The organism is Flavobacterium sp. ALJ2 (assembly GCF_015594725.1).
In the GTDB taxonomy this organism is placed as follows: Bacteria; Bacteroidota; Bacteroidia; order Flavobacteriales; family Flavobacteriaceae; genus Flavobacterium.
In genome coordinates, this window is record NZ_JADNRC010000002.1 from 346,461 (window position 1) to 360,934 (window position 14,474).

Below are 14,474 nucleotides of genomic sequence, written 5' to 3' on the forward strand. Positions count from 1 at the left end.
AATCCATTTGAATACTTACTTCAAACCCAACCTACCCTCACTCACTTTTGTCACCTAAACCTAAAATACAATGATCCGTATCTAAAACTCAATATTTTCCACTATGAAAAATTTCCAGTACTAATCATTCCGTTTTAGACATTTCTACAATAATTTTTCAAACAAACCTAATTCCTTCTATTATTATACCTTCAAATAAATCATTAGAACAAACCTAAATAGCAATTACCATCCCCTTACCAAACGACTAAACCAACAAAGTTTTACACAGCAATAAAATACACTTCAATCACAACAAAACTCCATAAATTCAATAACAACTAGATATTACCGAAGCTACATTTACTAAAAAAGAATCCAAATAATTTTATTTTAGATTAAACAAAACTTTCAACCATCTACATTATTTTTACCTTAAAGATTAGATATTTGCATTATATTTAACAAAACACTTTTAAAACTTGAAGACACTCTTATATCTTTTCTTAACAATCACCTTAAGCCTGCAATGCCAAGCCCAACATTTTAAATTAAAGATAAGTGGAGAAAATAATCTAGAAGACAAAATTTTAGATTCAATACCCTATTTAAAAAAACACAAAACAACAAAATCTATCAATGATGAAATACAATTATTCTCAGATAAACTATCCACAAAAGGCTACATTGATAACAGAATAATTTCAAGCAACCGCACCAACGATAGCCTATTCATAATAAAGTTTAGTTTAAAAGAAAAAACAAACTCCATACATATATATATAAGTAATGAGAACCCAATTCTCAAAACCATATTCTCAAACCTAAAAAATGACACCTTAATAACTCCGTATGAAGAAATAGAGTCACTCTTAAATAAAAAACTAAATCAACTTGAAAATTTAGGATATGCTTTTACAAAACTAAAACTCACAAACATTCACCGAAAAAAAAATACCCTTTATGCAGATCTAGACTTTAAAAGCGAAAAAAAAAGAGAAATAAATTCAATTATACTAAACTACACACAAAACAATCAATCGAGCATATTCCCAAAAGGCCATTTAAAACAAATTGAAAAGAAATACACTGGGAAAACATTCAACCAAGAAACAGCAACAGAAATCTACAATGATTTTGAAAAGTTCTCTTTTATAAAACAAAGTAAATTTCCAGAAATTCTATTCACAAAGGATTCAACAAAAATCTACATCTATCTTGAAAAAAGAAAAGCCAATACTTTTGATGGCTACATAGGATTCTCTAATGACGAAAACAAAAAGATAACCTTAAACGGATACTTAGATATTAATCTAGAAAACACACTCCATAGCGGAGAAGAATTCTCTTTGTACTGGAAAAGCGATGGAAACAAACAAACCACATTCCGAACAAAACTAGAAATCCCATACCTATTCAAAACTCCCACAAGCCTACGAGCTGAATTAGAAATCTTCAAACAAGATAGCCTTTTTCAAAACACAAAGACCGCAATAGCTTTAGGCTATTACATAGAACACAATTCTCATTTATACCTAGGGTACCAATCTACCGAATCAAGCGACATACAAAACTTAAACAGCAAATCAATTCAAGATTACAAGAACCACTTTACAACCAGTACTTTTGAATACAAAAAAATAACACCCGAAATCTTCACATCACCAAACAAAACAAATATCATCCTCACCGCTGGTCTTGGAAAAAGAACCAACACAAATAACATAACCGACGAATCTAACGAAAACAAGCAATACTATACCAACATCGACTTGTCTAATGTTTTTTACCTGAATGCCAAAAACAGCATATACATAAGAAGTAAAAACCACTACCTATTTAGCAACTCATACCTAACAAACGAATTATACCGATTTGGAGGCGCTAACTCTATACGAGGGTTTGCAGAAAACAGCCTTCAAGGAAATAGAGTGAATTTACTTACAACAGAGTACAGGTATCTCGCTTCTTCCAACCTATACCTACACACCATCCTGGATTATGGAATATATCAAGACAAAACTTCACTAGAAAGCAATAAAAAAACAAACAGCTTGATAAGTGTCGGCCTAGGATTAGGTATGCTAACAAGAAATGGACTGCTGAAAATAATACTCGCAAATGGAAGCAGAACTGAGGATGAAATAAAATTCTACAACAGCATTCTTAACATATCATATAATGTTAAATTCTAGAACTATATGTACAAAATTACAAAAAACACACCTAATAAAAATAAAAAAACTACGCATTACAAAAGAATAACAACAATAAAACAACATTTTAATTGAAATATATTTAAACGTTAAATTTTTAACTAAGTAAAAAAATCGTTAACATAATATTAGGATAAATAATAAATTATTAAGAATATTGTATTACTAATTCAAAATAATTAAAAATGAAACTAAAATTCAATGGATTCTTAGTGCTATTCTTAGTACTAGTCGCGCAACTTACTTTTGCGCAAGAAAGAGTTGTTTCGGGAATTGTTTCTGACAATGAAGGAATGCCCTTACCAGGCGTGAGTGTATTGGTCAAAGGCACGAAAAGCGGAACACAAACTGATTTTGATGGTAAATACTCCATCAAAGCGTCACCAAACCAAGTCTTGATATTTAGCTATATCGGTATGAAAACCCAAGAAATAACAGCGAGTTCAGCCATGATAAATGCAAAATTATCAGGTGATGCATTAGAACTTGAAGGTGTTGTAGTAACAACAGCCTTAGGGATTAAAAGAGAGAAAAAATCTCTTGGTTACGCTACTCAAGAGGTCAAAGGAGACGACTTAACAAAAGTTAACTCTGGAAACGTTGCAAATTCAATCGCTGGTAAAGTAGCTGGTATTGAAATTAAAAGAAGTGGAAACATCGGAGGATCAACAAATGTTATTATTCGTGGTTCTAAATCAATCACTGAAAACAACCAAGCCTTATGGGTAGTTGATGGGATTCCATTAAACAATGACAATTCAAATTCAGCTGACCAAAAATCAGGCCGTTCTGGTTATGATTATGGGAATGCTGCATCAGACATCAACCCTGATGATATCGAAACAATCAACGTACTAAAAGGAGCTGCAGCATCTGCCTTATACGGTTCAAGAGCTGGTAATGGCGTAATCATTGTTACAACTAAAAAAGGAAGAAAAGGGAAAGGTCTAGGAATTTCTTTTAGCTCAGGAATTACAACTGGTACTGCTGACAAAAAAACACTTCCTGAATACCAAAAACAATATGGTGGAGGAGACAGTTCAATATTTAGTTCAAATGTAGACTTAGGACAAGGATCATTTCCAACTGTAGTAGCAGAAGATGCATCTTGGGGACCTGCGTTCAATTCAAACCAAAGAGTATACAATTGGAATTCATATTACCCTGAGTTATCAACTTTCGGACAAACATCTCCATGGGTAGCGGCAAAAAATGATCCAAACTCATTTTATAATCACTCTACAACTTACACAAATAACATTGCGATAAGTAACGGGAATGAAAACGGAACTTTTAGATTTGGCTATACTAAATTTGATCAAACAGGAATCCTACCTAATAGCAACCTAAAGAAAGACAACTTTAATTTTTCTGGTAGCTACAAACTAAGTAGCAAAACAGAAATTGCTGCTACAGCAAATTATATAACCTCTCAAGGAACCGGATTAAACGACACTGGATATTCAGACAATATACTCGGTGGTTTCAGACAATGGTGGCATACTGATGTAGATATTAAAGAGCTACAACGTGCATACCAATCTACAGGTAAAAATATCACCTGGAATCCAAGATCTCCTACAGATACAAATCCTTTATATTGGGATAACCCATATTTCGCACGTTACGAAAACTATAATAATTTTGATAGAGATCGTTTCTTTGGTAACTTTACCATCAACACCGAAATCACAAATTGGTTATCTGTAACAGGAAGAGGTGCTATGGACACCTACGCTGAAACTCAAGAAGAAAGAATTGCTGTCGGATCATCATCTAATAGTGCAACTTCTAGCTACAGTAGATTCGACAAAAGATTTAGAGAAATTAATCTTGATTTAATACTTAACTTCAAAGCTAAAATTACCGAAGACATTAACTTCAGAGGTCTACTAGGAGCTTCAAGTAGAAGATCTAAAGCCTCTTCTATCCGTGCATCTACAAACGGAGGCTTGTTGATCCCAAAAAATTATTCTCTTTCAAACTCAGTTAGTGCTATCGAAACGCCTACTGAAATTTTAGACGAAATAGGTGTAAATAGCGCCTACGCAAGTGCTACTTTTGATTACAAAGAAACATTATTTATAGAGGGAACTTTTAGGATTGACGAATCATCTACTTTACCTACAGATGCAGCGAAATACAACTACCCTTCAGTTACGGGTACATATATCTTTAGCAATCACTTAAATGTACCTTGGTTAGATTTTGGAAAAATAAGACTTAACTATGCTGAAACTGGAAACGATGCTAATGTACATAGAATTGCTCCTGTTTACACTAAGGACACCAACTTTGGTGACAATCCTTTATTTTCGAATGAAAATATCCGTAAAAATCCAAACTTAAAATCAGAAAAAATTTTCGGGCAAGAAGCAGGTATCGAATTACAATTCTTTAAAAGAAGAATTGGTCTTGAAGCTTCCGTATACAAGAGCACTACCAAGGACTTGATCATGAACATCACTACAGGTGCAGAAACAGGTTATACTGGAACAACAGTTAATGCAGGAGAGCTTACTAATAAAGGTGTCGAATTAATACTTACTCTAGTTCCATTTAAAACACAAAATTTCTCTTGGACATCAAAAATCAACTGGAATCAAAACAAAAGTGAAGTAGTATCTTTAGCTAATGGCCTCCCACAAGTTGTTATTGGCACATTTAACCAAGGAACAAGCTTAAACGCAGTTCCAGGGCAACCACTAGGTGTAATTAGAGGATCTGGATATAAATACCTAGACGGAGAAAGAGTCGTATTACCAAATGGAAACTACGACAGAGTTAGTAATGCTATAATTGGAAACGTAGCTCCTGACTGGACAGGCGGTATCAATAATATTTTTAATTACAAAAACATAACTTTAAGCTTTTTAATTGACTTTAAAAAAGGTGGAGATGTATTCTCATTAGATCAAGCTTACGGACAAGCTAGTGGACTTTATCAAAATACAGTAGGAACAAATGAGTTAGGTAACCCTATCCGTAACCAACTTACCGATCCAAGACCAGGTGGCCAAATCTTACCGGGAGTACAAGCTGACGGTAGTCCTAATACAGTTAGAGCTGCAGTTACTACTGCATCCGGTGAATCTAATCTAGGCTACAAATCTTTCCCAAGCCAAGCTTTTGTTTATGACGCTTCTTATGTAAAACTAAGAGAGGTTTCTATATCTTATCAATTACCAACAAGACTATTAGAAGGAACATTTATGAACAATGTAACTTTTGCAGCAAATGGTAGCAATTTATGGATTATCCACAAAAACTTACCATACGCAGATCCTGAAGCTGGTTTTAGCTCTGGAAACTTTCAAGGATTCCAAACTGGTGTTATGCCTTCAGTAAGAGAAATTAGCTTTAATGTAAAAGTTCAATTCTAAAAATTAAAAAAAATGAAAAAATTAAAACACCCGATACTTTTTGCATTCTTAGCCTTATCTTTAAATTCTTGTGACAATGTCGCGGATTTAAACGAAGATACTAAAGCATACGTCAAACCTATACCTGAAGCTCTTATGTCTTCAGCACAGGAGCAATATGCCAACTTTTTAAATAATGCATCTGCAAATAGAAACAACTTTAGACTGTATGTGCAGCAGTGGACTGCAATTGCATATCCAGATGAATCTAGATATGAGATGGCAGCCCGTTCTTTAGGAAATGCAAACTGGGTTCTGTTATACAGAGATGTACTAAAGGACTTAACCGATTCGAAGAATAAGATTGCAGAAACATCAGCTATAACTGCTGAAGAAATTGCTATAAGACAAAACAAGGTCGCAATTATTGAAATTCAGATTGTGCAAGTATACCAAACTTTGGTAGACCTGTATGGGAATGTACCTTATTTTGAAGCCTTAGACATCAATAACTTTAGACCAAAATATGATGATGGTCTTACAATCTACAAAGATCTTGGAACTCGTTTAACTAAAGCAATAAGCCAATTAGACACTACTAATGATAGTTTTGGTACTGCTGATCTAATCTTTAATGGAGATGTAGAAAGTTGGAAAAAATACGGAAATTCTATCCAAATTAAATTGGGTATGCAATTATCTGACGTAGATCCAGCTACTGCTAAAACATTAGTTGAAACAGCTTATAGCTCTGGAGCGATGACTAGTAATGCAGATAATGCAATTTTCAGATATACATCGGCTAAACCTCACTTCAATCCAAATTTTGAGGATTACAAAAGCAGAATCGATTTTGCTATATCAACTTTATTTGTAGATGCTTTAACAACTCTTAACGATCCAAGAAGAGACTTCTATTTTGACCCTGCAACTAAACAAGGAGGAGTATACGTTGGTGCCTCTTATGGTTTTAAAGCAGACGTTGCAACAGTATCTTTATTCAATCCTATTTTAAAAAAAATTGATTATATCGGAGATCTATTTGACTATGCTGAAACATCTTTCTTATTAGCAGACGCTGCAAACAGAGGATGGGCAGTTGGTGGCACAGCAAGTGACCATTACACAAATGGTATTACTGCAAGTATGGAATTTTGGGGTGTAGCAAGTTCAGACATTAGCACTTATCTTGCACAACCTAACGTTACTTTTGCAACTGCAATAGGAAGCAATCCTAAAGAAAGAATTGCATATCAAATGTGGATTGCATACTACAACAGAGGTTTTGAAAGTTGGACTGCATACAGAAGGCTTGACTTCCCTAAACTTGTGGCTCCATCTACTGCTGTTCCAGACGCACAAGGAAAAGTTCCAGTAAGATTGATATATTCTCACTTAGCTCCATCAACAAATGGTGATAATTACGCAGCAGCTTCTGCAGCAATTGGCGGTGATAAAATGACAACAAAATTATTCTGGGATAAATTCTAATTTTTGTCTTATTTAATTATAACTAAAACCACTCTGTTCATTCAGAGTGGTTTTTTTTATATAAACATTATATATATATTTGTAACATGGAAAAAGAACATCAAATATTCGGAATAAGAGCAATCATAGAGGCAATTCAATCAGGTAAAGAAGTAGATAAAGTCTTTATACAAAAGGAGATTTCTGGTGAATTAATGAAAGATTTGATGAAAGTGATGAAAAGAGCAAACATCAACTTTTCTTATGTTCCTGTCGAAAAACTTAACAGACTCACTCCTAATAATCATCAAGGTGCAGTTGCAACAATATCTCCTATTGGATTTATTGAGCTAGAACATCTTGTAGACTCAACTGTTGCGTCTGGAACAACTCCCTTATTTTTAATATTGGATCAAATATCTGACGCTAGAAACTTTGGTGCAATTATTAGAACTGCTGAATGTACAGGTGTAAATGGAATTATTGTTCAGAAATCTGGCTCTGCTCCTGTAAATGGAGATACTGTTAAAACATCTGCTGGTGCAGTATTTAATGTGCCTATCTGTAAAGTAGAACACATAAAAGATGCTATCTTTTACTTACAAGGTTCAGGAATAAAAACTGTTGCAGCCACAGAAAAAACAGATCAAAATATTTATGACATTTCTCTAAACGAACCAGTAGCAATCATTATGGGTTCAGAAGATAGAGGCATTAATCCCTCAGTCTTAAAAATTGTAGATGAAAAAGCAAAGCTTCCAATGTTAGGTACAATTGGATCATTAAATGTATCTGTAGCTTGTGGTGCTTTTTTATACGAAGCAGTTCGCCAACGAAATTAGAATAACAATACTTAATACATAAAAAATGAATTAAAGCTCTGGTTTTAATTCATTTTTTTTTTACAGAACTTGCATCTGCCACAAAATCATAGACAACATTTGTATTAGAAGTAAAAAAAGACTCTCTTTCGAGAATAATTTCTTCTGGTTCTGGTAAATTAACAAAATTACCGTTTTCATCAAAACGTTTCATAAAAGCATCTTCTTCAGGATTAAAATCAGGATGTTGCCAATCATATAAAATAGGCTTCTGATATTCTGGTGTCTTATATTTGAGTGACATCAAAAAACCCGTTATTAATCCTGCCAAATGACCTTCCCATGAAATTGAAGTATTTACTTCTGGGAAGACATACCAAATCATTCCACCATAAAGCAAAACAACAGATAAAGATAAAGCTACCAATCGGTAATATTGAGTCTGAATTCCTTTAAAAAAAATAAAACTAACCAGAACATATATCAATCCACTCGCTCCTATATGATAATTAGGTCTTGCAATAATCCAAGTAATTAATCCTGAAAACAATATCCCGTAAATAATTACAGGAACTGTTTGTCTTGGATAAAAGAACTGAAGAGCAGCGAGCAAAACCAATAATGGTATTGAATTATTATACAAATGACTTATATCGGCGTGAATAAAAGGACTAAACATTACACCCTGTAAACCCGAAAATGTCCTTGGATAAATACCATTTTCATAAAAATCGAAATCATAACGAATTTGTAACCAATATACAATCCATAATACCAATACAGAAAAAAACGGCAATACAATAACCGAATTGGTGAATTTAAAATGATTTTCCACTATTGTTTATAATTATAATTGTTAACTAAATTAATGTCAAAAATTTATCCAAAATAAATATAATGCTATTTTGTCAGATACTAACACAACAAAGAAGCACTATTTTTAGCCTATCCTAAAAGAGGTCAAACTGATGAAACAAATTGCCCTTAAAAAAAGCTAAATGAGGTAACAAATCAAAATTGAAAATAGTAATTTTACAAAATGGAAGCACCATTAGCAGAACGCATAAGACCTCAGAAATTAGAAGACTACATTAGCCAAAGTCACTTGGTTGGACCAAATGGCTCATTAACGCAACAAATCACGAAAGGAATTATTCCGTCATTGTTGCTTTGGGGGCCACCTGGGACAGGAAAAACAACTTTGGCACAAATCATTGCACAAGAGTCCAAACGCCCTTTTTACATCTTAAGCGCTATTAATTCTGGTGTAAAAGACATTCGTGATGTTATTGATAAAGCAAAACAAAGCGGAGGCTTATTTACAGCCAAAAACCCTATTTTATTTATTGATGAAATCCATCGATTTAGTAAATCCCAACAAGATTCACTTTTGGCTGCTGTCGAAAAAGGATGGATTACTCTCATAGGAGCAACAACCGAAAATCCAAGTTTTGAGGTAATCCCTGCATTATTATCCAGATGCCAAGTCTATATCTTGAATGCTTTTACTAAAAGCGATTTAGAATTATTATTACATCGTGCCATGAAAACTGATGTTATCTTGTCTTCTAAGAAAATTGATTTAAAAGAGACTGAAGCATTGTTGAGGCTTTCGGGAGGTGATGGAAGAAAACTATTAAACATCTTCGAATTAGTCATAAATGCATCACCAAACGATGAAATAACCATAACTAATGACCGCGTATTTGAATTAGTACAACAAAATACTGTCTTGTATGACAAAAGTGGTGAACAACATTATGACATCGTTTCTGCATTTATAAAATCGATCCGCGGAAGCGATCCTAACGGTGCCGTTTACTGGTTGGCAAGAATGATTGAAGGTGGTGAAGATGTAAAATTCATCGCCAGAAGAATGCTTATTCTATCAAGTGAAGACATAGGAAACGCTAATCCTACAGCATTTATTATGGCTAATAATACTTTTCAGGCAGTTACAACAATTGGCTATCCTGAAAGCAGAATAATATTAAGTCAATGTGCCATTTATCTAGCAACTTCTCCTAAAAGTAATGCTTCTTATATGGCGATAGGCAGTGCACAGCAATTAGTAAAGCAAACAGGAGATTTACCCGTTCCGATACATTTACGCAACGCTCCAACAAAATTAATGAAAGAATTGGGCTATGGAGATGATTATAAATATTCGCATGACTATGCAAATAACTTTGCCGAACAAGAGTTCTTGCCCGATGCACTATCCGAAACTGTATTATATAATCCCGGCAACAACTCTAGAGAGAATAGCAACCGGGAATTTTTGAGAAATCGTTGGAAAGATAAATATGGATATTAAATTCGTATAAATGAACTTAAAACTTAACGACTACTTTTTCTGAAACTAATTTATCATTTTGATAATATTCAAAATACCACTCGTTATCTTTTGCATTTAGAGATCCCTGAATATCACCTTTTATTGCTATAAATGAATCTGGACGTGAAGTTTTCATCAATTTCATAACTACTTTTGGAGTTTTATCAATTAACTGATAGCCTGTTTCAGTAGGTTGCGCATACAACAAATTAGGATCGTTATTATTTACAACTGTATTCACAACTGCATTAGAAGCTACAGCAACAGGAGCTACTGAAACAGGAGACTGATTGTTTTTAGTTACTGATGCTTTTGTCCCATTATATTTATAATTCAAAGCATTAACTGACACAAAAGCTTGGTTTAATGCTTCTGAATATGCTAAATCATATTCTTTTGTTTTACTTTTTCCTATTGCAGATGTAAAAACTATTTTTCCATAACAATCTTTGAATACTATATATAGCTTTGTCACCAAAAACGCATTATCTTTTACTACATCTACGTACAATAAATCGCATCTATTGTAATCATCAGTAACTGTTTCATTGACATAAAAAGCTTCAAAACCAGCTTTGTTTAAATTAAATTTCGTAAGTGTAGCTAATCTGTATTGATTTTCTGTTTTCATGAAATCATATTTCAACGGAACAACAACTGCTTTGTAGTCGTTAACAGATTGAGAAAAACCATAGCTTGAGATAAATATAAGCAATAATAAGATTCTTGTTTTCATAGTTTATAAGTGTTTTTTTAGTTCTAGTAAATGATTAATTTGTTTTATATTTTGTTGTGCTTCAATTTTTTTCTCATTAAAGAAAATTGCATCAAGTCCAGCGCTCAAAGCTCCTTGAACGTCGGCGTCTAAACAATCTCCAATCATTATACTATTCTCCTTTTTAGAATTAGCAGAATGTAATGCATATTCAAAAATAATAGGATTAGGTTTCTTTACCCCTGCCATTTCTGAATTTGTAATTGTTTGAAAATAATCTCCAATATTTGAGTTGGTTATTTTTCTATGTTGAACATCTGCGAATCCATTAGTTATGATATGCAATCTGTATTTGTTTTTTAGATATTCTAAAATCTCAATTGCACCATCAAAAAGGTAATTATTATCTGGTAGTATCCGAATATACTCATCCGCCATTTCATTAACTGACTCATCTGAAACTGCATAATTCAAAGCATCAAAAGTATGCTTCAATCTATTATAACGCAGTTCTACGTGTGAAATTTTATCATTTTGATACAATTTCCAGCAGGCCTGATTTATTGGGATATACTTTCCCATAAAAGCATTAATCTCGATTGTTGGGTGATACTGATTTAAGATAGCCTCAAATGCTAATTCTGAATTTTTATCAAAATCCCAAAGCGTATGATCTAAATCAAAAAAAATATCGGTAATAGTAGTATTCATAAGTTAAAAATTCCTTCATCTACAAAACTATAATATTTTGATTCAGTTATAATCAAATGATCTAAAACTTTAACATCTAAACTTTCTCCTGCCAACTTTATTTTCTTTGTGATTTCTTTATCTGCTCCGCTTGGCTGTAAATTACCCGAAGGATGATTATGACATAATATCAGGCTAGTAGCTCTGGTTTCAAGTGCTAATTTAAAAACAAGACGGACATCAACAATTGTTCCTGTAATACCACCTTTACTCAATTGCGATTTAGAAATTATTTTATTAGAATTATTTAAAAAAAGCACCCAAAACTCTTCATGTGATAATTCTCCAATGATAGGCTGCATCATCTCGAAAACTATTTTACTAGAAGTTATTTCACTCAACTTCGAAGCATCTTCTAATCTTCTGCGGCGGCCTAATTCTAATGCAGCTACAATAGTAATAGCCTTCGCCTCCCCTATCCCTTTAAATTTAGTTAATTGTAAAATTGACATTTTACCCAATGCATTCAAATTATCATCTGCACTTGATAAAATTCTTTTACTCAAATCTACTGCCGATTCACTCTTACTACCGGAACCTATCAAAATAGCGATTAATTCAGCATCACTCAGAGTTTCCTTGCCTTTTAGCCTTAATTTCTCACGAGGCCTATCCTCCTCAGACCAATCTTTAATAGAAAAATACGTTGATCCCATAAATACCTCTCAATTTTTATTAAATATAAAATTATAATTAGTTATTCCTACGAATTGATGTATAGCCTTTATGTGAGCTATCAAATAGCTAAGCTACATTAAAAACAAGAAAATTCGGTCAAAATAAACTTAAATCCTATTCTAATTATACTTAAATTTATAAAAAATGAAATATATTTCAATTCTAACAATCACAATACTACTTTATTCGTGTAAACAGGAAGATAAAGACAAGTCTAATATTAATCAACAATAGATTATGATCCAACTTATTTATTGATTGAATATCCTAATGGAGATGTTCCCAAAAACAAAGGAGTCTTCATAGACGTTATTATTAGATTCTATAGAATATTAGGCATTGATTTACAATAAAGGGGTACATGAAGATATGGTCGCCAATTTTTCTAAATATCACAATTTATAAAAATAGGGAATGACAAAATAGATACCAATATATGTCATAGAAGAACACCTAATTTAGAGGTTTTCTTTAAAATAAAAGGGCAGAAATTAGCTATAAATAAAGATCCTTCTACATGTAAGACTCGCGAAATAGTAACTTGAATAATTAACGGAAAACTTCCTCATATCGGAATTGTCATAAATAAAAAATCACGAGATGGAAAATGGGATCTAATCATTCATAATGTTGGTCGTGGACAAGTCATAAAAGACTGTTTGTTTGATTATAAAATTGTAGAATATTATAAATTCGGGAAATAAGATCTAAAAAAATGCCAATCACAAAACGCAATTGGCACATTATCTAATTTCTTAATTAATCAATTCCTTTACTTCATCAAAATTCAAACCTCCATAATTCCCTGAGCTCATCAATAGCAGTGCCGAATTTTCTATATCCAAGTTGAATAAATACTCTTTAAAATCTTTCGGATTTGTATAAATAATCAAATCCTTGCGATTAAAAGCTTCCGCAATTTGCTCATAGGTAACTTCTTCAAGTTGCTTAATTTTTACGGCATCTGGCGAATAAAAAACAACCGCAACATCTGCATATTCTAATGCCCCTTCATATTCTTTTAGAAATGCTGCATTTAAACTACTATAAGTATGTAATTCTAGACAAGCAACTAAAGTGCGATTTGGATATTGTTCTTTTACAGCTTTAGTCGTTGCTGATACCTTGCTTGGCGAATGCGCAAAATCCTTATACGCTACTTTTCCTTTTCCTTCTGCTATTTTCTCTAGTCGTTTAGAAGCTCCTTTAAAGCTTGCTATGGCTTCATAAAAATCAGCTTCATCTACCCCCATATTCTGGCAAATCCATTTTGCTCCAGCAAGATTATTTAAGTTATGCGCTCCAAAAACCTCAATCGGCATATTCCCTTCTGGAGTTTCAAGAAGCGTTACCCCGTCACTTACGGTATAATTTGGTGTATGATACGCCAATTTCCTAATTGGATTTGTAGCTGCCTCAGCTACACGTTTTACCTCAGGGTCATTTTCATTGTAAACCAATATTCCTCCATTTGTAATCTTTCCTATAAAAATCTCAAACTGTTCTACATAATTTTCATAAGTAGGAAAAACATTAATGTGATCCCAAGCAATTCCTGAAATTAAAGCAATATTAGGCTGATACAAATGAAACTTAGGCCTTCTATCTATTGGTGAAGATAAATACTCATCTCCTTCCAGAACCATAAAATCATTTTCTTCGGTTAGATGTACCATAGTATCAAACCCTTCTAATTGTGCTCCAACCATATAATCTACTTCGATATTATGATAATGCATTACATGTAAAATCATCGAAGTTATTGTTGTTTTTCCGTGTGAACCACCGATAACAACTCTAGTTTTATTTTTTGATTGTTCATATAAAAATTCTGGATAAGAATATATTTTCAATCCTAATTCCTGAGCTTTTAATAATTCGGGGTTATCTGCCTTAGCATGCATTCCTAAAATTACTGCCTCAATATCTGAAGTTATTTTTTCCGGAAACCATCCCATTTCGAGGGGTAAAATCCCTTTTTTTTCTAATCTTGATTTCGAAGGTTCAAAAATAGCATCATCACTTCCTGTAACATGATATCCTTTATTATGTAATGCTAGTGCCAAATTGTGCATGGCGCTTCCGCCTATTGCTATAAAATGTGTTTTCATTTTAGTTTGCTCGGTTATTCGTTTATTAGTCTTG

10 protein-coding genes are annotated in these 14,474 nt (G+C 33.0%); 5 read left to right on the plus strand and 5 right to left on the minus strand.

Going from position 1 to position 14,474, the window contains the following annotated elements; genetic code table 11:
• The first annotated feature begins 461 nt into the window (after positions 1-461).
• From IUY40_RS04000 to rlmB, 4 genes are all read left to right on the plus strand, one after another.
• On the plus strand, positions 462-2,174 hold the full coding sequence (locus IUY40_RS04000) for a hypothetical protein (protein ID WP_229335358.1): 1,713 nt from the start codon (positions 462-464) through the stop codon (positions 2,172-2,174).
• 206 nt (positions 2,175-2,380) lie between these two features.
• Entirely contained in the window at positions 2,381-5,578 is a 3,198-nt protein-coding gene (locus IUY40_RS04005) for a SusC/RagA family TonB-linked outer membrane protein (protein ID WP_195735577.1), read from the plus strand.
• Between the two features lie 12 nt (positions 5,579-5,590).
• Positions 5,591-7,048: a SusD/RagB family nutrient-binding outer membrane lipoprotein gene (locus IUY40_RS04010; RefSeq protein ID WP_195735578.1), complete on the plus strand. Its 1,458-nt coding sequence runs from the start codon at positions 5,591-5,593 to the stop codon at positions 7,046-7,048.
• Positions 7,049-7,134: 86 nt separating this feature from the next.
• Positions 7,135-7,869 (plus strand): 23S rRNA (guanosine(2251)-2'-O)-methyltransferase RlmB, encoded by a 735-nt coding sequence (gene rlmB, locus IUY40_RS04015; protein WP_195735579.1) that lies wholly within the window; start codon positions 7,135-7,137, stop codon positions 7,867-7,869.
• A gap of 49 nt (positions 7,870-7,918) precedes the next feature.
• Here rlmB and IUY40_RS04020 read toward each other — a convergent pair whose 3' ends face one another.
• Positions 7,919-8,686: a rhomboid family intramembrane serine protease gene (locus tag IUY40_RS04020; protein WP_195735640.1), complete on the minus strand. Its 768-nt coding sequence runs from the start codon at positions 8,684-8,686 to the stop codon at positions 7,919-7,921.
• A 201-nt stretch (positions 8,687-8,887) separates the two neighbouring features.
• Between IUY40_RS04020 and IUY40_RS04025 the strand changes: the two genes are divergently transcribed.
• The gene (locus IUY40_RS04025; RefSeq protein ID WP_195735580.1) at positions 8,888-10,165 is read left to right on the plus strand and encodes a replication-associated recombination protein A; all 1,278 of its coding nucleotides are present in this window, start codon (positions 8,888-8,890) and stop codon (positions 10,163-10,165) included.
• Between the two features lie 16 nt (positions 10,166-10,181).
• On the opposite strand, the gene IUY40_RS04030 is transcribed toward IUY40_RS04025, so the two are convergent.
• From IUY40_RS04030 to IUY40_RS04050, 4 genes are all read right to left on the minus strand, one after another.
• Positions 10,182-10,922, minus strand: a complete 741-nt coding sequence (locus IUY40_RS04030; RefSeq protein ID WP_195735581.1) for a hypothetical protein — start codon at positions 10,920-10,922, stop codon at positions 10,182-10,184.
• 3 nt (positions 10,923-10,925) lie between these two features.
• The gene (locus tag IUY40_RS04035; protein WP_195735582.1) at positions 10,926-11,612 is read right to left on the minus strand and encodes a YjjG family noncanonical pyrimidine nucleotidase; all 687 of its coding nucleotides are present in this window, start codon (positions 11,610-11,612) and stop codon (positions 10,926-10,928) included.
• On the minus strand, positions 11,609-12,307 hold the full coding sequence (gene radC, locus IUY40_RS04040) for a DNA repair protein RadC (protein WP_195735583.1): 699 nt from the start codon (positions 12,305-12,307) through the stop codon (positions 11,609-11,611). Before radC ends, IUY40_RS04035 begins: the two co-directional genes overlap by 4 nt.
• A gap of 777 nt (positions 12,308-13,084) precedes the next feature.
• The gene (locus IUY40_RS04050; protein WP_195735584.1) at positions 13,085-14,440 is read right to left on the minus strand and encodes a Mur ligase family protein; all 1,356 of its coding nucleotides are present in this window, start codon (positions 14,438-14,440) and stop codon (positions 13,085-13,087) included.
• Positions 14,441-14,474 lie beyond the last annotated feature (34 nt).